This window comes from Pseudoxanthomonas sp. LjRoot127 (assembly GCF_964253495.1).
Lineage (GTDB): Bacteria > Pseudomonadota > Gammaproteobacteria > Xanthomonadales > Xanthomonadaceae > Pseudoxanthomonas_A.
The window spans coordinates 206,091-221,958 of sequence record NZ_CAXUQR020000001.1; the positions used below are offsets into that span (position 1 = coordinate 206,091).

18 protein-coding genes are annotated in these 15,868 nt (G+C 67.5%); 10 read left to right on the forward strand and 8 right to left on the reverse strand.

What is annotated here, in order from left to right:
* Positions 1 to 7 precede the first annotated feature (7 nt).
* The 4 genes from ACSQ19_RS00995 to ACSQ19_RS01010 all read right to left on the reverse strand — a co-directional run bounded on the left by ACSQ19_RS00995 (position 8) and on the right by ACSQ19_RS01010 (position 3,338).
* The gene (locus ACSQ19_RS00995; RefSeq protein WP_435999345.1) at positions 8 to 1,120 is read right to left on the reverse strand and encodes an MBL fold metallo-hydrolase; all 1,113 of its coding nucleotides are present in this window, start codon (positions 1,118 to 1,120) and stop codon (positions 8 to 10) included.
* Complete coding sequence (locus tag ACSQ19_RS01000) at positions 1,113 to 1,694, reverse strand: hypothetical protein (RefSeq protein WP_435999347.1); 582 nt, start codon at positions 1,692 to 1,694, stop codon at positions 1,113 to 1,115. The genes ACSQ19_RS00995 and ACSQ19_RS01000 overlap by 8 nt, the downstream gene beginning before the upstream one ends.
* Before the next feature lie 29 nt (positions 1,695 to 1,723).
* The gene (locus tag ACSQ19_RS01005) at positions 1,724 to 2,530 is read right to left on the reverse strand and encodes a MipA/OmpV family protein (protein WP_299342973.1); all 807 of its coding nucleotides are present in this window, start codon (positions 2,528 to 2,530) and stop codon (positions 1,724 to 1,726) included.
* A 100-nt stretch (positions 2,531 to 2,630) separates the two neighbouring features.
* The gene (locus ACSQ19_RS01010; RefSeq protein ID WP_435999349.1) at positions 2,631 to 3,338 is read right to left on the reverse strand and encodes a pirin family protein; all 708 of its coding nucleotides are present in this window, start codon (positions 3,336 to 3,338) and stop codon (positions 2,631 to 2,633) included.
* Positions 3,339 to 3,629: 291 nt separating this feature from the next.
* Here ACSQ19_RS01010 and fdxA point away from each other — a divergent pair, with 291 nt between their 5' ends.
* Positions 3,630 to 3,953 carry a ferredoxin FdxA gene (fdxA, locus tag ACSQ19_RS01015; RefSeq protein ID WP_296282606.1) on the forward strand — a complete coding sequence of 108 codons (324 nt, stop codon included), beginning with the start codon at positions 3,630 to 3,632 and terminating at the stop codon, positions 3,951 to 3,953.
* 77 nt (positions 3,954 to 4,030) lie between these two features.
* On the opposite strand, the gene ACSQ19_RS01020 is transcribed toward fdxA, so the two are convergent.
* Both ACSQ19_RS01020 and dapA read right to left on the reverse strand, forming a co-directional pair.
* Positions 4,031 to 4,519, reverse strand: a complete 489-nt coding sequence (locus ACSQ19_RS01020; RefSeq protein ID WP_435999352.1) for a hypothetical protein — start codon at positions 4,517 to 4,519, stop codon at positions 4,031 to 4,033.
* A 15-nt stretch (positions 4,520 to 4,534) separates the two neighbouring features.
* Positions 4,535 to 5,443, reverse strand: a complete 909-nt coding sequence (gene dapA / locus ACSQ19_RS01025) for a 4-hydroxy-tetrahydrodipicolinate synthase (RefSeq protein WP_435999354.1) — start codon at positions 5,441 to 5,443, stop codon at positions 4,535 to 4,537.
* A gap of 180 nt (positions 5,444 to 5,623) precedes the next feature.
* Here dapA and ACSQ19_RS01030 point away from each other — a divergent pair, with 180 nt between their 5' ends.
* The 7 genes from ACSQ19_RS01030 (at position 5,624) to ACSQ19_RS01060 (ending at position 11,116) form a co-directional block, all read left to right on the forward strand.
* Positions 5,624 to 6,184, forward strand: a complete 561-nt coding sequence (locus tag ACSQ19_RS01030) for a glycine cleavage system protein R (RefSeq protein ID WP_162336523.1) — start codon at positions 5,624 to 5,626, stop codon at positions 6,182 to 6,184.
* A gap of 2 nt (positions 6,185 to 6,186) precedes the next feature.
* Positions 6,187 to 6,672, forward strand: a complete 486-nt coding sequence (locus ACSQ19_RS01035) for a peroxiredoxin (RefSeq protein WP_296282602.1) — start codon at positions 6,187 to 6,189, stop codon at positions 6,670 to 6,672.
* Positions 6,673 to 6,787: 115 nt separating this feature from the next.
* Positions 6,788 to 8,185 (forward strand): PhoH family protein, encoded by a 1,398-nt coding sequence (locus ACSQ19_RS01040; RefSeq protein WP_296282601.1) that lies wholly within the window; start codon positions 6,788 to 6,790, stop codon positions 8,183 to 8,185.
* Between the two features lie 59 nt (positions 8,186 to 8,244).
* A complete protein-coding gene (locus ACSQ19_RS01045; RefSeq protein WP_435999357.1) occupies positions 8,245 to 8,733 on the forward strand; it encodes a hypothetical protein in 489 nt (162 codons plus the stop codon).
* A gap of 4 nt (positions 8,734 to 8,737) precedes the next feature.
* On the forward strand, positions 8,738 to 9,415 hold the full coding sequence (locus tag ACSQ19_RS01050) for a YoaK family protein (protein ID WP_435999359.1): 678 nt from the start codon (positions 8,738 to 8,740) through the stop codon (positions 9,413 to 9,415).
* Positions 9,416 to 9,458: 43 nt separating this feature from the next.
* Entirely contained in the window at positions 9,459 to 10,268 is an 810-nt protein-coding gene (thiD, locus tag ACSQ19_RS01055; protein ID WP_435999361.1) for a bifunctional hydroxymethylpyrimidine kinase/phosphomethylpyrimidine kinase, read from the forward strand.
* Positions 10,265 to 11,116 carry an alpha/beta hydrolase family protein gene (locus ACSQ19_RS01060; RefSeq protein WP_435999363.1) on the forward strand — a complete coding sequence of 284 codons (852 nt, stop codon included), beginning with the start codon at positions 10,265 to 10,267 and terminating at the stop codon, positions 11,114 to 11,116. Before thiD ends, ACSQ19_RS01060 begins: the two co-directional genes overlap by 4 nt.
* A 7-nt stretch (positions 11,117 to 11,123) precedes the next feature.
* On the opposite strand, the gene ACSQ19_RS01065 is transcribed toward ACSQ19_RS01060, so the two are convergent.
* Both ACSQ19_RS01065 and galE read right to left on the reverse strand, forming a co-directional pair.
* Positions 11,124 to 12,179, reverse strand: a complete 1,056-nt coding sequence (locus ACSQ19_RS01065) for a diguanylate cyclase (RefSeq protein WP_435999365.1) — start codon at positions 12,177 to 12,179, stop codon at positions 11,124 to 11,126.
* A gap of 118 nt (positions 12,180 to 12,297) precedes the next feature.
* Positions 12,298 to 13,314 carry a UDP-glucose 4-epimerase GalE gene (gene galE / locus ACSQ19_RS01070; protein WP_435999367.1) on the reverse strand — a complete coding sequence of 339 codons (1,017 nt, stop codon included), beginning with the start codon at positions 13,312 to 13,314 and terminating at the stop codon, positions 12,298 to 12,300.
* 213 nt (positions 13,315 to 13,527) lie between these two features.
* Between galE and ACSQ19_RS01075 the strand changes: the two genes are divergently transcribed.
* Both ACSQ19_RS01075 and ACSQ19_RS01080 read left to right on the forward strand, forming a co-directional pair.
* The gene (locus ACSQ19_RS01075) at positions 13,528 to 14,817 is read left to right on the forward strand and encodes a nucleotide sugar dehydrogenase (protein ID WP_296282594.1); all 1,290 of its coding nucleotides are present in this window, start codon (positions 13,528 to 13,530) and stop codon (positions 14,815 to 14,817) included.
* A 24-nt stretch (positions 14,818 to 14,841) separates the two neighbouring features.
* Positions 14,842 to 15,849 (forward strand): NAD-dependent epimerase, encoded by a 1,008-nt coding sequence (locus ACSQ19_RS01080; RefSeq protein ID WP_435999370.1) that lies wholly within the window; start codon positions 14,842 to 14,844, stop codon positions 15,847 to 15,849.
* Positions 15,850 to 15,868: the final 19 nt, after the last annotated feature.

Consider the following 15,868-nt stretch of genomic DNA (forward strand, 5'->3'; position numbering starts at 1 on the left):
CGCGGCGCTATTCGCCGCGCCACCACGGTTGCGTGTCGGCGGGCCCCGCGATCGACAGCGGTTGGCCGATCACCGGAGTGGCGATGGCGACCCCCGCGTCCTGCGACAGGGCGTACAGCGTTTCCATGGGTTCGCTCCAGCCATGGAAGGCCAGGTCGAAGGTGCTGTTGTGGATGGGCACCAGCGATCGGCCGCCCAGATCGCGATGCGCCTGCAGCGTCTGCGCGGGCAGCATGTGTACGTCCTGCCAGCGGCGGTCGTAGGCGCCGCACTCCAGCAAGGTGATGTCGAACGGCCCCAGGCGCTCGCCGATGGTGCGGAAACCGTCGAAGTAGCCGGTATCGCCACTGAAAAAGACCTTCAACTCGTCCGTCCGGATCACCCACGACGCCCACAGCGTGGCGTTGCGGTCCAACAGCGTGCGGCCGGAGAAATGCTGCGACGGCGTCGCCGTGAAGCGCACGCCATCGCGTTCCACTTCGTCCCACCAGTCAAGCTGACGCACCTTGTCGCGGGGCACGCCCCACCTGACCAGCCGGTCGCCCACGCCGAGCGGCGTCAGGAATACCTCCGTCTTCGCCGCCAGCGCGCGCACCGTGTCGCGGTCCAGATGGTCGTAGTGATCGTGCGACAACACCACGGCCGCCAGCGGTGGCAATGCATCGAGGGCGATCGGCGGCGCGTGGAAGCGCTTGGGACCCGCCCACTGGACGGGCGAGGCGCGCTCGGAGAACACCGGATCGGTCAGCCAGAACCGGCCGCCGAGCTTCAGCAGGACGGTCGAATGTCCGAGCCGGTACAGCGTGCCATCCGCCGCGGCGTCCAACTGCGCACGGGACAGCGACTGGACCGGAATGGCACCCGTCGGCACGGTACCGGCCGGTTTGCCGCCGACCAGGAAGTCCCACCAGAGCTTGCCGGTATCGCGCCAACCGAGCGCACGCGGCTTGCGTTCGTTCTGGAAGCCGTCCTCGCCGAACTGCGGCGATTGCGGGTAGGACAGCGTGGCGCAGCCGGACAGGCCCGCGTAGGCGAAGGCCGTGGCGGACACGCAGGCCGCCGCCGCGATGCGCTTCAGGCGTTTTCCCCGGCGAGGCATCGGGGTGGACGGATCAGCCATCGTGGCCGCTCCTCGACGTGGGGAATACGTACTGGACCATCGTGGCCGCACCGGCCTGCCCGGGCAGCATCATCTGGACATCGCCCTGCCCCACGGGCACCTGCCAGCGGAGATCGACGCAGCCGAGCTGCGATGCCGTGCGACGCGCTTCGGCGAGCAACTGCGTGGCGACGTCCGAGGGGCGCGCGCTGGCGGGTACGAAGAGCGCTTCGAGATTGAGGTAATACGCCCGGTCGAGCATCGAGAATCCCACCGTGGCGAAGGCATAACCCGCGGGCTCCCGGCGGCGCTCCGCGATCCACGCCCACGCGCGCAGCGGTGGTTCGAACAAGGCTTCCATCAGCTCCAGCACGCCGGCGCCGGCGCGGGTACCGGAGGTTTCGGGCAGTTCCGCCCGCTGGCGGTCGCACAGTTGCATCAGCACCGCGGCGTGCGCCCGGGTGACGCGACGGATATCGATGCCGTCATCGGCCGATGCGTGGCTCCACGGCGGATCCTGCGGTGCGGGAAGGTGGGCCACGGGTACCGGGCGAAACAATGTCGCCGTCCCCGCGCGCGAAAGTCGTGCATTCATGGGAGCTCCAAGGGTTAGGGAAACCGCGATCAGAATCCGCGCGAGATGCCGACGAAGAGCGACGTGCTGCGGTCCTTGCCCTCCTCGACCAACGGGCTGTCCTGCAGCGCGTCGGGCAAGGCTCGGTATTCCACGTTGCCCACCAGCGCCCAGCGTCTGGCGAAGGGATGGACCAGGGTCAGGCTGGCGCGCGGCACCGTAGCCGCACCGGGACGGTAGGCCGCCACGCCGCGTGCAACCTCTTCATCGAGGATGCCGTAGTAGTAATCCGCCAGGTCCGCCGACAGGCGGATGGCGCCCACCGACGGCACCAGGGTCGAGCGACCGAGCGCCAGCGGATAGCTGTAGTCGAGGGCGACCGCGTAGCCGTCGCTGGTACCGGTCACATCGACGCGCGCGTCCAGGTCGAGCTTGCCGCCCGCCCCCTTCCAGCTCGCACCGACGCCGATGTCGACACTGTCGTCGCGATCGGACAGCAGCCGGCGGTCCACACCGCGACGCGCGAGTTCGGCGATGCCGAAGTCATCCGCATCCAGCCCATCCAGGCGACCCGCGATGAAGGTGCGCAGTTCGAAACGATCGTCCACGTGGACGCGGTAGCCCAGTGCCGCGCCACGCAGGTAGACACGTTCGCCGTCGTAGGCGAGGTTGGGATACAGGCGCGTCCGCGTGCCTTCGCCCGCGTACTCGCTGTCGCGGTGCACGACAGCCAGGCCGGCGCTCCAGCGCGACGGCAACTGGTCCTGCGCCTTGGCATCGGTGCGCTCGACGACCTGGGCGAACGCGGAGAAGGGCAACAGCAGCAACAGCGGTGTGCAGGCACGCAGCAGACTCATGGAAACCTCGGCGGTGGGGGACCGGATTGCCCGGCCCGCCCATGCTCGCGCGGGATGTTTAAGAACTCCTTAAGTCAACGCGTGTCCACTGCACCTCGCCTCATTGCATCCGCGGAAGGTCGAACACCAGCACCTCGGCACCGATGCCGCGTTCGATGGTGACCAGCGGCTCCGCGTCGTACAGCAGCGCATCACCCGCCTTCAGGGGCTTCCCGTTGACGGTCGCCTCGCCACGCGCCACGTGCACGTAGCCGAGCCGGCCGTCGGCGAGCGGCAGTTCGGCCTTTTCGCTGCCATCGAACAGACCGACGTACATGCGCGCATCCTGGTGGATGCGGACCGACCCATCGGCGCCATCGGGACTGACCGCCAGGCGCAGGCGGCCCTGTTTCTCGGTCGCGGGAAAGGACTTCTCCTCGTACGACGGCTCGACACCCTGCCGATCGGGAATGATCCAGATCTGCAGGAAGTGCGTGGCACCGGACGCGTTGTAATTGAACTCGGAGTGCTGCACGCCGGTGCCGGCGCTCATGCGCTGCACATCACCGGGCACGATGCTGGAGCTGTTGCCCATCGAGTCCTTGTGGCCCAGCGCACCTTCCAGCACGTAGCTGATGATTTCCATGTCGCGGTGGCCGTGTTCGCCGAAGCCGCGCCCCGCGGCCACGCGATCCTCGTTGATGACGCGCAGCGGGCCCCAGTGGACGTGCTTGTCATCGAAGTAGTTGGCGAAGGAGAAGCTGTGCCACGAATCCAGCCAACCGTGATTGGCATGGCCGCGGGCCTCGGCAGGGCGGAGGGTGATCATGGCGAAACTCCTTGGGTGGTGGACAGGGTACGAAGCTTGGGTGCTATCAAAAATGGAATAAACCCAGCCAATCTCAATTGTTTGTCCTATTTGTGAACTTAATTGGATTCGAAACCCGCAATCCCGCCGGCGGATGGGACGACGCCCGATGCACGGTCGAAGCGGTACAGGGTCGGGGCTGCGTCATTGTGTCGCGATGAAGTGCGCATCACGCGGACGCCTGCCTGCATTCGCGCCACGACGGGCCGGCTGCATTAAACTTGCGCGGTTCCCGCTCGAGCGCTCGTCTTCATGCCCTTCGTCGTCACCGAAAACTGCATCAAGTGCAAGTACACCGACTGCGTGGAGGTCTGTCCGGTGGACTGTTTCCACGAAGGGCCGAACTTCCTGGTGATCGATCCGGACGAATGCATCGACTGCACGCTGTGCGAGCCGGAATGCCCCATCAATGCCATCTATCCCGAGGACGACGTGCCGGCGGGACAGGAGGGCTACGTGGCGCTGAACGCCGAACTCTCGCGCGCCTGGCCGGTGATCACCACCCGCAAGGAGCCGTTGCCGGACGCCAAGGAGTGGGAAGGAAAGCCCGGCAAGTTGCCGCTGCTGGAGCGCTGACCGCGCGGCATGGCGGAACGCCTCCCATGAAAAAGGGCGCCTTGCGGCGCCCTTCTCGCATGTCGCGGCGGATGCGATCAGCCGCCCAGCTTCGCCTTCAATGCCGCAAGCAGCTTGGTCGCGGCCGGCGACGTCGCCGGCAGGCCGCGCGGATCGACCGCCGATACGTACGCGCCTGCGTCCACCGCCGACACGCGCACCAGGAAGCTTGCGCCTTCGTAGCTCACGTCATAGGTCCCCAGCAGCTGCGCGCGGCTGGCGATGGTCACGCCTTCGACGCCGGCAAGCGCTTCACCGACGCGGGTGAAGGCGTCGTCGCGTGAGCCGGCCACGCTGAACCCACCGGCGGTAGGGGCGTTGGACGACGTGGCCTGGCTGGCGGCCGGCACCTGCATGGCGCCGCTGGTGTTGGGCAGGTTGAGGTCCGGCGGCACTTCCAGCGGACGGGCTTCCGGCGCCAGTGCATAGTCGCCCCGCGCACCCTTCTTGAACCACGAGCAGCCGGCGACGGAGACGACCAGCAGCGCGAGGGCAAGCGGACGCACGAGGGAAGACGAAAGACGCATGAGGTTCTCCTGGGTTCAGGCCGCGAGGGTATCGCGGCTGGATTGTGCTTCCAGCGCCTGCGCCAAGGCGGCGAGGCGATCGGCGGTATCGGCATGGGCGGCGGACAGCGCGAGCAGCGGCAGGCGCAGGCCGTGGCCGAACCCCGCACGCTGCAGCAGCGCCTTCACCGGAATGGGATTGGATTCGACGCCGAGGAAGGCGTAGATCTCCTGCAGCTGCGCGTCCAGCGCTGACGCGGCCGCGGCATCACCGGCGCGCGCCACGTCGCACAGGCGGCGGAACGTGCGCGGCAACGCATTGGACCCGACCGAGATCAGGCCATCGGCTCCGGCCAGGATCGCGCGCGACGCGGTCGGGTCGTCACCACTCAGGATGGCGAAGCCCGGCGTGCGCAGCGCCAGCAGTGCGGACATGCGCTCGGGCTCGGAACGCGCTTCCTTGATGCCGACGATGTTCGGGTGGTCGACGAGTTCGGCGACCGTTTCCGGCAGCAGGTCACAGCCGGTCCGGCCCGGCACGTTGTAGAGAACGACCGGCAGGCCGCCCAGGTCGGCGACGGCGCGATAGTGGGCCACCAGGCCTGCCTGCGTCGGCCGGACATAGGGCGGCGTCACCACCAGCGCGAACTGCGCGCCGCCCGCGGCCGCACGGCGGGTCGCCGCGATGGTCCTGGCGGTATTCATCTGGCCGGTGCCGGCCAACACGGGAAGGCGCCCACGCACCTCTTCCACCGCGATGCGCAGGACCGTGTCGTACTCGTCGTCGGACAACGCCGCCGCTTCGCCGGTCGAACCCGCCACCACCACGCCCTGCGTGCCGCCGTCGAGCTGCTGTTTCAGCAGCGCGCGCCAGGCGTGCAGGTCGAGTTCGCCCGACGCCGAAAACGGCGTGGCCAGTGCGGTGATGCTGCCGGAAAGGTGCAAGGGGAGGCTCTCGGTGGGGATCCGGCGCACCGGAAGCGCCCGTGAGCGCGGTCGTCCCGGTCCGCCTGCAATGTCGGCCGCATGTTACTTGCGGGCTCAAAGGGCGGGCAAGTATGCTGCCTGCGTCGTCGGGCCGCTGCCCGGCCGCCATTCAGCCTGACCGCAACGCCGGAAGCTCTCTTGACCGATTCCACGCCCCGGCCTTCGCCGACCGAAAACCACCTCCTGATCACCGCCTATACGACGCATCCGGAATCGCCGCTCCTGTCGGTGACGCGCCGGATCGCCGACAGCGGCTGCAATCTGGTGGACGCGCGGCTGTCCACGGTGGGCCGCGACGTGTCGGTGACCGCGCTCGCGACCGGGTCGTGGGACGCGGTGGCGAAGCTGGAAGCCATGCTGTCGCGGCTCGAGCGCGACGACGGCCTGAAGCTGGTGTTCTACCGCACCGGGCCGAAGGTGGTGCAGTCCAACCTGCTGCCGTACATCGTGGAAGTGGTGGCCGCCGACAAGCCTGGCATCCTGTTCCAGCTGGCGGACTTCTTCGACCGCCAGGGGATCACCATCGAGAACCTGCAGAGCACGCGCTACCGCGCGATGCAGACCGGGGCGGAGATGTTCTCGGCGCAGGTCACCATCGGCGTGCCGGCCAACATGCACATCGCCGCGCTGCGCGACGATTTCCTCGAATTCTGCGACCATCTGAACCTGGACGCGATCATGGATCCGATGAAGTTCTGACGATGACGGCGAAAAGCGCGAAAGCCCTGCCCAAATCGACACTGAAACTGCCGCTGGCCCTGTCTGGCGGCGAGACCGCCACCCTCGCCGACTACGCCGGCCGATGGCTGGTGCTCTACTTCTATCCGAAGGACAGCACTCCCGGCTGCACCACCGAGGGTCTGGACTTCAACGCGCTGCTGCCGAAGTTCGCCAAGCTCGACGCCACCGTACTGGGCGTCTCGCGCGACTCGGTGAAATCGCACGACAACTTCTGCGCCAAGCAGGGCTTCAGGTTCCCGCTAGTGAGCGACGCCGACGAAGCGCTGTGCAAGGCCTTCGACGTGATCCACGAGAAGAACATGTATGGCCGCAAGGTGCTGGGCGTGGTGCGCAGCACCTTCCTGATCTCGCCGGACGGCCGCATCGTGCAGGAGTGGCGCGGCGTGAAGGTTCCCGGCCATGCCGACGCCGTGCTGGACGCGCTGAAGGCCCACCAGGCCCAGTGACGAAATCCCCTTCCCTTCCACCCACCATCCCGCGCCGCGGCGGGTCATGGTGGTTCGCTGCTGTCCGCGGAAATGTTGCCCGTGTTCACACATCTTCCTCGATGAGGTTGCCCGAATGACCCGTAGCAAGCGTATCTATGTGTTGGACACCAACGTGCTGATGCACGACCCCACCGCGCTGTTCAAGTTCGAGGAGCACGACGTCTTCCTGCCGATGCAGGTGATCGAGGAACTGGACAACGGCAAGAAGGGAACCTCGGAAGCGAGCCGCAACGCGCGGCAGGTCAGCCGCTTCCTCAACGAACTGGTCGAGGCGTCCGGCCTGGACAACCTGGCCGCCGGCATTCCGCTCGTGCAGCCCAACAGCCTGCAGCTGCGCGGCTCACAGAGCGCGGGCCTGCTGCGCTTCCAGACCAGCCATTTCGATGCCGGCAAGAGCTTCGGTGCGGTCATTCCCGACAACGCCATCCTCGGCGCCATTCTCGCGCTGAAGGAGAGCGAGCCGGAGATCCCGGTGGTGTTCGTCTCCAAGGACATCAACCTGCGCATCAAGGCGGCGATCGCCGGCATCGTGTCGGAGGACTACGAGAATGATCGCGCGCTCGACGATTTCAGCCTGCTGTACACCGGCGCCGATCCGCTGCCGGAGGATTTCTGGCAACGCCATGGCAAGGACCTGCGCTCGTGGACCGACAAGGGCCGCACGTTCTACGAAGTGACGATGGCCGATGGCGCGGGCTGGTACCCCAACCAGTACCTGTACCTGCCCGGCGACGACGAGTCCGAATTCCGCGTCAGCAAGGTCGAGGGCGACAAGGCGACGCTGCAGATCGTCGACGACTTCCGCCACAGCCAGCATGCGGTGTGGGGCATCAATGCGCGCAACCGCGAACAGAATTTCGCGCTCAACGCGCTGATGGATCCCGAAGTCGATTTCGTCACCCTCCTCGGCACCGCCGGCACCGGCAAGACGCTGCTCGCGCTCGCCGCCGGCCTGGCGCAGACGATGGACCAGCAGCGCTACCGCGAGATCATCATGACCCGCGCCACGGTCAGCGTCGGGGAGGACATCGGCTTCCTGCCGGGCACCGAGGAAGAGAAGATGACGCCGTGGATGGGCGCGCTTACCGACAACCTGGAAGTGCTGACGCACAACCAGGAAGGCGGCGCCTGGGGCCGTGCGGCGACCAATGACCTGCTCGCCTCGCGCATCAAGATCCGTTCGATGAACTTCATGCGTGGCCGTACGTTCCTGTCGCGCTACCTGATCCTCGACGAGGCGCAGAATCTCACGCCGAAGCAGATGAAGACGCTGATCACCCGCGCCGGCCCCGGCACCAAGATCGTCTGCCTGGGCAACGTGGAACAGATAGACACGCCCTACCTGACGGAGACGACATCGGGCCTGACCTACGCGGTGGACCGCTTCAAGAACTGGGCGCACAGCGCGCACATCACGCTGCGACGCGGCGAGCGCTCGCGCCTGGCGGATTACGCGTCGGAAGTGCTGTAGCGGTATCGATCGCCACGCTGGCCCTTGCGGCCTGCGTGGCGACACCAGAGCAGGCAGCCATGCATGATCCCTACACGCCGACACGCTACGCATCCGCCGCCGCCCCCACGGATGCCGCCGCAGCGCTGAAGTTTGGCGTGCAATGGCGGCGCGTCCTGCTGGGTGGCGTCGTCCTGTTCTCGGCACTGGCTACATGGTCCATTGGCACCAGCATGTTGCTCTCGCTATTCCTGTTCCGGTTCGCCCCGGATGATGTTGGATTCGCGTCCTTCAACGTCGTCCGCACAAGTGGATATATCCTGTTTGCGACGGTCGCCTACTGGTGGTTCTCCACCGGAATCGCGCGTTGGCGCGGGCTCCATCTGCTGCTTGCCTGGGTACTGGTCCAGTCGATAGGCGCCGGCATCCTGAAGGTGCTGTTGGACGTAACCCTCGACTATTCAGCATGGAAGTATTGGGCGTCCGAACTCCTTCCGGTCTGTGCCGCCTGGTCGCTTGCATGGCTGTGGCCGGGACGAGGTCCGCGTTCTGCACGCGGGGCTCATTGACGCCATGGGCCTCCAACTTCCCCGCTGGGTCTGGATCGGTGCCGTGCTGCTGGCCTGCGTGGCCGGCATGGTCAACGTCATCGGCTACCTGGGGTTCGAACACCAGGCGGTCAGCCATCTGACCGGCACCACCAGCCTGCTGGGTGCGGCGATCGCGCAGGGCGACCTGCGTGCGGTGATCCACCTGTGGGGCGTGCTGATCGCGTTCTGCCTCGGCGCGATGCTCAGCGGCCTGATCATCCAGGACCAGACGCTGAAACTCGGCCGCCGGTACGGCGTGGTGCTCGCGCTGGAGGCCGTGCTGCTGATCGCCGCGGTCCCGCTGTTCAAGCAGGAACAGATCTGGGGTGCCCTGCTCGCTGCCGTGGCCTGCGGCCTGCAGAACGCGATGGTCACGACCTACAGCGGTGCCGCCGTGCGTACCACCCACCTCAGTGGCATGTTCACCGACCTCGGCATCGGCCTGGGGCACCTGCTGCGCGGCATGCCGTTGCCGGTAAGGCGACTGACGCTCAGCGCCCTGATCATCAGCGGCTTCCTGGGCGGTGGCGTGCTCGGCGCCTGGCTGTATCGGCAAGTCGGTTACGACGCCCTGCTGGCGCCGGCGCTGCTGACCGGCTGCACCGGCGTCGGCTACGTGCTGTATCGCCAGTGGATGCGCGCACGGTCGCCGACGGCGTGACCCGCCCCGCCACCCGCCCGCGTACGGATGGCACAATCCGCGCATGACCGTTCCCTCCGTGGTTTCCGCCCTGACCATCGCCGGTTCCGACTCCGGTGGCGGTGCCGGCATCCAGGCCGACCTCAAGACCTTCGCCGCCCACCGCGTGCATGGCCTCTCCGCCATCGCCGCGCTCACCGCACAGCACACGCGGGGCGTTACCGCGGTAAACGTGCCGCCGATGGATTTCCTCCGCGCGCAGCTTGACGCATGCTTCGACGATTTCGACGTGCGCGCCGTGAAACTGGGCATGCTGGCGACCGCCGACGTCATCGGCGTGGTGGCCGAGGCCTTGCGCGTGCATCGCCCGGCCACGGTGGTGGTCGATCCGGTCATGGTGGCCACCAGCGGCGCCAAGCTGCTGGAAGACAGCGCCCTGCAAGCACTGCGCACACGGTTGCTGCCGCTGGCGGACGTGGTGACGCCGAATCTTCCGGAAGCGGAACTGCTGCTCGGGCGCGCCATTGCCGATGCGCCGGCGATGCGCAGGGCCGCGAACGACCTGCTGGCGCTGGGCGCCCGAGCCGTGTTCCTCAAGGGTGGCCATCTGCCGGGCGACGGCGATGTGGTGGACCTGTACGTCGATGCGGACGGAATGACCGAAACTTCGCACCCGCGCCTGGCCCTGGAAGCCCATGGCACCGGCTGCACGCTCGCTTCCGCCATCGCGGCGCGTGGCGCGCAAGGCATGGCGATGAAGGCGGCATGCCTCGCCGCTTCGGACTACGTGCACGCTGCGTTGCGCGGCGGCTATCGGCCGGGACGCAGCGACATCGTCGTGCTGGACCACACCGGGGCTGCACCGACCGCATGAATGCCACCGACACGTCCCGGCTTGCGGAAGACATTCCGCTGCAATCGCAGGATGGTCACGGCTACACCCTGGTCGCCCGTATTCCGACCCATCCCGTCTCCACGCTCCTGTGGGTACCCGCGCTGGGGGTCGCGGCGCGTCATTACCTGCCGTTCGCCGAGATGCTGGCCGCCCGCGGCATCGCGGTCTTCGTGCACGAATGGCGCGGCAATGGCAGCAGTTCGCTCCGCGCCGGACGGCACACGGACTGGGGCTATCGCGAGTTGCTGGGCACCGACCTGCCGCTCAGCCACGCCGCGATGCGTGGTCGCCTGCGGGACATTCCCCATCGCATCGGCGGCCACAGCCTGGGCGGCCAGCTGGCGGCCTGCCATGCAGGTCAGGCTGCCGACGCGTTCGCGAGCCTCTGGCTGGTCGCCAGCGGAACGCCATACTGGCGAACGTTCCCCGCGCCGCGTGGTTACGCGCTGCCATTCTTCTACCAGTTCGCGCCCTGGCTGGCACGCGCCTGTGGCGCCCTGCCCGGTCGCCGACTGGGCTTCGGTGGCGATGAAGCACGCGGTTTGATCCGCGACTGGGCGCGGGTGGGGTTGAGCGGCCGCTATCGCGCAGCGGGCTGGCCGGTGGACCTGGACGCCGGCATGCGAGGCGTGCGTGCGCCTGTGCGCGGCGTGTTGTTCGACGATGACTGGCTGGCTCCGGAAAGTTCGCTGCGGGCCTTGATGGCGAAACTGCCCGGGAGTCCCGCCCACGTGACGGTGCTCGACCATGCACGCCTGGGCGCACGCGCCGATCACTTCGCCTGGATGAAACAACCCACGGCCGTGGTCGACGCCCTGCTCGACTGAGCGCGCCTCAGCAGCCGACGACGATGCAGTCGCGCCCCTGGGCCTTCGCGCGGTAGAGGGCACTGTCGGCGCTGTTGATCCAGTCCGACACCGACGCGATGCCCGCATGGGATTCCGCCAGGCCGATGCTGACGGTGCACCGCAACGCACGCTTGGAGAATCCGCACGCCGCGACCTGCCGGCGCAGGCGCTCGGCGGCCACGATGGCCTCTTCCCATCGCGTGTCGGGCATCACCACGCCGAACTCGTCGCCGCCGTAGCGTCCGCTCGTGTCGACATCACGCAGACAGGCTTTCAGCAGGCGGGCGAACTCTTCCACCACCTCGTCCCCGACCGTATGGCCGTAGCCGTCGTTGATGTCCTTGAAGCGGTCGATGTCGATCAAGACGAGCACTGCGGTACGCCCGGCGCGCTGGTAGCGTTTGAGCTCGTGGGTCGCCGCGTGCAGCCATTGCTGGCGGTTCATCAATCCGGTCGCGGCATCGAAGCGCGCCATCTTCTCGAGCAGGTCCTTCTGCTGCCGCGCCCTGCGCGCAAGCGAATGGGTCGCGATGCCGATGGCCGTCGGATAGATCGCGAGGAAAGGCAGGCACGCAAGCACTACCGGATAGCTCGTGAAGGGCTCGAAGGCGAAGCCCCAGGCCGCGCTGGCCGCCAGGCAGGTCAGCGCCATCGCCGCCAGCGTGCGCACCGCGAAACGCCCGCCACCGACGATGACCTTGTCCATCGTCAGCATCACCGCCAGCAGCACGCTGGGCAGCGCATCGAACTGCATCGCCGCGATCCAGAACCCGCCCATCGCGGCGTCGAAGGTGAGGTTCTGGAACTCCGTCTGCAACGGTGCGTCGTGCTGCCGCTTCACCCGCCAGTAGGCCAAGTGCGGCCACAGGAACCCATGCGCGGCCAGCAACGCCCACAACGCAGGAGGCGCCGCGTGTTCGTACAGCACGGCGCCCACGCACAGCGCTCCCAGGCCCAGCCCCAGCGCGCGCATGCGGTACATGCGCTGGCCGTAGCGTGAGCGGTTCTGTTCCGCCAGGTCGCGAACGGCGTCGGTTGGCAAGCGGATCCAGGCGAGCGGGAGGTGCGTCGATTCTCGACCAATCGCCACCGCGTCGCCAGCCTGCGGCCGGCCGCCGCAGGCTCGCTTATGCCAAACCGGTCACGTTCGCGGCGTCCGGTCAGGCGGACGGATAGCCCTGCGGGTTCTGCGACTGCCACCGCCAGGCATCACGGCACATCGCGTCGACGTCGAGCTCCGCACGCCAGCCCAGCACGTCGTTGGCCAGCGATGGATCGGCATACACTTCGGCCACATCGCCCGCGCGACGCGCGACGATCTGGTACGGGATCGCGCGCTCGGCCGCACCCGCGAACGCGTTCACCAGCTGCAGCACGCTGATGCCCTGCCCGGTGCCGAGGTTGACGGTGAGGTTGCGGCGCTCGCGCACCAGGAAATCCAGCGCATCCGCGTGCGCGCGTGCCAGGTCCATCACGTGGATGTAGTCGCGCACGCCGGTGCCATCGGGCGTGGGCCAGTCGCCGCCGAACACGCTCAGGTGCTCGCGCCGGCCCACGGCCACCTGGCAGATGTAGGGCATCAGGTTGTTCGGGATTCCGGTCGGGTCCTCGCCGATCAGGCCGGAGACGTGCGCGCCCACGGGATTGAAGTAGCGCAGGTTGGCGGCGTGGAAACCCGGATCGCTTTCGCAGAGGTCGCCGATCAGCTGTTCCATCACCAGCTTGGTCCGGCCGTACGGGTTGGTGACCTGAAGGCGCGCGTCTTCACGGACGGGCACGCTCGCGGGGTCGCCGTAGACGGTGGCCGACGAGCTGAACACCAGCCGCTTGACGCCCGCCGCCTGCATGCCGTGCAACAGGTTGAGCGTGCCGCTGATGTTGTTGTGGAAATAGTCCAGCGGACGCTCGCAGGATTCGCCCACCGCCTTCAACGCCGCGAAGTGCACCACCGCATCGAACTGCTGCCGCGCGAAGAAGCCGACGACCGCCTCGCGGTCGCGCAGGTCCAGCGGCTGGAACGGCACCGGATGCCCGGTGATCTGCTGCAGGCGGGCCAATACGCCCGGCGAACTGTTGCTGAAGTTGTCCGCCACCACCACGTCGTGGCCCCGCTCGACGAGCACCACGTAAGCATGCGCGCCGATGTAGCCGGCGCCACCGCACAACAGGATCCGCATGTCGACTCCCCGGTCGCTGGTCGCCACCCTCCTGGTGGCCGATCATGCCTCTGGTACGCAGAGCGCGGCGCAATCAGGCCATTGCGCAAGCGTGTCCTCTCGACGGGGCTTTGCACGTTGATCGACTCGACATGGGGCCGCCGGCGGCAGCGCGGGCATGCCCCCGGCCTTATAGACTCTTCCAACACGCAGTACACAGGGGACCCCACATTGATGAACGCTCCATTGCCCACCCTGGACCAGGTCAGGATCGCCGTGATCGGCCTGGGATACGTCGGGCTGCCGCTGGCCGTCGCCTTCGGCCGCAAGTTCCCCACCCTGGGTTTCGACATCAACAGCAAGCGCGTGGCAGAACTGCGCGAGCACCAGGACCACACGCTGGAAGTGAGCGCCGACGAGCTGCGCGACACGCCGCTGCTCGACTTCAGCGACGACCCGGCGGCGCTGGCGGGCTGCAACGTGTTCATCGTCACCGTCCCCACCCCGATCGACGACTACAAGCGCCCCGACCTGCATCCGCTGGAATCGGCCAGCCGCACCGTGGGCCGCGCGATCGGCAAGGGTGCAGTCGCGATCTACGAATCGACCGTGTATCCCGGCGCCACCGAAGAGACCTGCGTACCGATCATCGAGCGCGAATCGGGACTGCGGTTCAACCAGGACTTCTATGCCGGCTACAGCCCGGAGCGCATCAACCCCGGCGACAAGCAGCACCGCCTGGAAACCATCATGAAGGTGACCTCCGGCTCCACCGCCGAGGTCGCGGACTTCGTCGACGCGCTGTACGGCAGCATCATCACCGCCGGCACCCACAAGGCCAGCAGCATCCGCGTGGCCGAGGCCGCCAAGGTCATCGAGAACACCCAGCGCGACGTCAACATCGCGCTGATCAACGAACTGGCCCTGATCTTCCATCGCCTGGGCATCGACACCCATGAGGTGCTCGAGGCCGCCGGCACCAAATGGAACTTCCTGCCGTTCCGCCCGGGCCTGGTCGGCGGCCACTGCATCGGCGTGGACCCGTATTACCTGACCCACAAGGCGCAGCAGATCGGCTACCACCCCGACGTGATCCTGGCTGGCCGCCGCATCAACGACGGCATGGGCAGCCATGTCGCGCGACGCGTGGCCAAGCTGATGGCCCGGCAGAACCTGCCCACGGCCGGCGCCAGGGTGCTGGTGCTGGGGCTGGCATTCAAGGAGAACTGTCCCGACGTGCGCAACACGCGCGTGGTCGACATCGTGGCCGAACTGCGCAGCTACAACGCGCAGGTGGACGTGCACGACCCGTGGGTCAGCGCCGCCGAAGCCAAGCACGAATACGGCCTGGACCTGGTGGCCGAGCCTCAGGCCGGCCAGTACGATGCCGTGATCCTGGCGGTCGCCCACCGCGAATTCACCGAGCGTGGCGGCGACGGCGTGCGCGCCCTCGGCAAGCCAGGCGCGGTGGTGTTCGACGTGAAGCGGGCGCTGCCCCGCCACGCTGTCGACGACTGCCTGTAACGTCCTTCCCCACGAGAATCCTCGATGCGCGTCCTCGTTACCGGTGCCGCCGGCTTCATCGGCTCCCATCTCAGCCATCGCCTGCTCGACCGCGGCGATGAGGTGCTGGGATACGACAACCTCAACGACTATTACGACCCCACCCTGAAAGAGGCGCGCCTGGCGCGCCTGCAGCCCAAGGACGGGTTCCGCTTCGTGCGGGCCTCGCTCGAAGACCGCGCGGCGATGGAGGCCGCGTTCGACGACTTCAAGCCGCAGCGCGTGGTGAACCTGGCCGCCCAGGCCGGCGTGCGCTATTCGCTGGAGAACCCGCACGCCTACATCGACAGCAACATCGTCGGCTTCACCAACATCCTGGAAGCCTGCCGCCATCGCGGCGTCGAACACCTGGTGTACGCCTCGTCCAGTTCGGTCTACGGCGCCAACCGCAAGCTGCCGTTCGCGGTGGAGGACAGCGTGGACCATCCGGTCAGCCTGTATGCCGCCACCAAGAAGGCCAACGAGCTGATGGCGCATACGTACAGCCACCTGTTCGGGCTGCCGACCACCGGCCTGCGCTTCTTTACGGTCTACGGACCGTGGGGCCGCCCGGACATGGCGCTGTTCCTGTTCACCAAGAGCATCCTCGAAGGCCGGCCCATCGACGTGTTCAACCATGGCCGCCACACGCGCGACTTCACCTTCGTCGACGACATCGTCGAAGGCGTCATCCGCACGCTCGACACGGTGCCCAGCCCGGACCCGACCTACGACCCGCTGCTCCCCAACCCCGGCTCGTCCAGCGCGCCCTGGCGTGTGTACAACATCGGCAACCACCAGCCGGTGGAGCTGCTGCGCTACATCGAAGTGCTGGAGGAATGCCTGGGCCGCAAGGCCGAGAAGCGCCTGCTGCCGATGCAGCCCGGCGACGTGCCCGACACCTGCGCCGATGTCGAAGCGCTGCGTCGCGACACCGGTTACCACCCGTCCACGCCCATCGAGACGGGCGTGCGCCGTTTCGTCGACTGGTACCGCGAGTTCTATCGGGTCTGACCGCCCTTTCGCCCGCGTC